We start from the raw sequence: 1,187 nt of genomic DNA on the forward strand, positions 1-1,187 counted from the left end.
GGGAGAGCATCTGTGTTCACAGTCAAGGTTGAGTTGGCTGCCAGAGACGTTGCTCGCGAATGAGTGTGTTTGCCAGAACGACGAGTTTTCGCATGACCGCGGTGAGGGCGACCTTGGAAGCTTTGCCTTGCTCGCGCAGTCGCTTGTAGAAGGCGGCGAGGTCTGGGTTGACGCGTGCGGCGGCCAGGGCGGCCATGTAGAGGGGCGGTCTCAGGTGGCTGCGCCCGCCGCGGATACGGCGCTGCCCGGTCATGTTGCCGCTGTCGCAGGCGATGGGAGCCAGGCCGGCGAGCATGGCGATGGCCTTGTTGGAGTAGAGGCCCAGCTCGGTGAGGCCGGCGACCAGGCTGGCGGCTGCCACCGGGCCGATGCCGGGGATCGAGCGCAGGATCCGGTAACGCCGCGCCAGTATCGGCTCTGCGGCGATGCGCCGCTCGATCTCGGCATCGAGGCGGGCGATGTGGGCCTTGAGCTTGCTGAGAAGGCTGGTCAGTTGACGCTTGAGAAAGACTGTCTGGCTGGCCCCGAGGCGATTGGCCAGGGCGGTGGCCTCGCCAGTGGCTGCCCGGCGGGCCGAGACCAGTTCCTGCAATGCCTCCACCCGTTCGGGCAGTGGCGGGGTAGGCGCCGGCTCAAGGCTCTCAGCGAAAACCGCCAGCATGCGTGCATCCAGCCGGTCGGTCTTGGCAAGGGCGCCGCTGGCCTCGGCGAAGAGGCGCGAACGCAAGGGGTTCACCACCGCAACCGGCAACCCCCAGGCATGCAGGCTGCGGTGAGCCAGGCGGTGATACTTGCCGGTCGCCTCGACCACCACCAGGGCGACGCTGGAGGCGGCAAGCGTTTTCTTGAGCTGTTTCAGCCCCTCCCGGCTGTTCGCCACGCGCAGCCGGTGGCCAAGGGGATGAAGATAGATATCGAGCCAGGCTTTACAGCCGTCGATCCCGATATAAACTTTGGTCTCAGCGCTTGGTTCGGACAACTTCTTGCCTTGCATACGGGACTCACTCCCCATCATCTGTTCAGAACAGGCGCGAAGGATGGACGGACCAAGCTCTCCCACGGTTCTTGCCTAGGGTCGCGCGGTCCCGCCCATCCGATCCCCGGGGGGTGGCCACCCCCCGGGGATCAACCCCAATGCTTACGCAATTCGGGCCGATCACCAACATGCAAGGGTCGGGGTGAGGGGG

General features: G+C 65.7%; 1 protein-coding gene. It reads right to left on the reverse strand.

Features of this window, described 5'->3' with window-relative positions; genetic code table 11:
- Positions 1-22: 22 nt before the first annotated feature.
- Positions 23-994 (reverse strand): IS110 family RNA-guided transposase, encoded by a 972-nt coding sequence (locus HBA54_RS28590; RefSeq protein ID WP_167232142.1) that lies wholly within the window; start codon positions 992-994, stop codon positions 23-25.
- Positions 995-1,187: the final 193 nt, after the last annotated feature.

It is taken from the genome of Pelagibius litoralis (assembly GCF_011683915.1).
Taxonomy (GTDB): domain Bacteria; phylum Pseudomonadota; class Alphaproteobacteria; order Kiloniellales; family Kiloniellaceae; genus Pelagibius; species Pelagibius litoralis.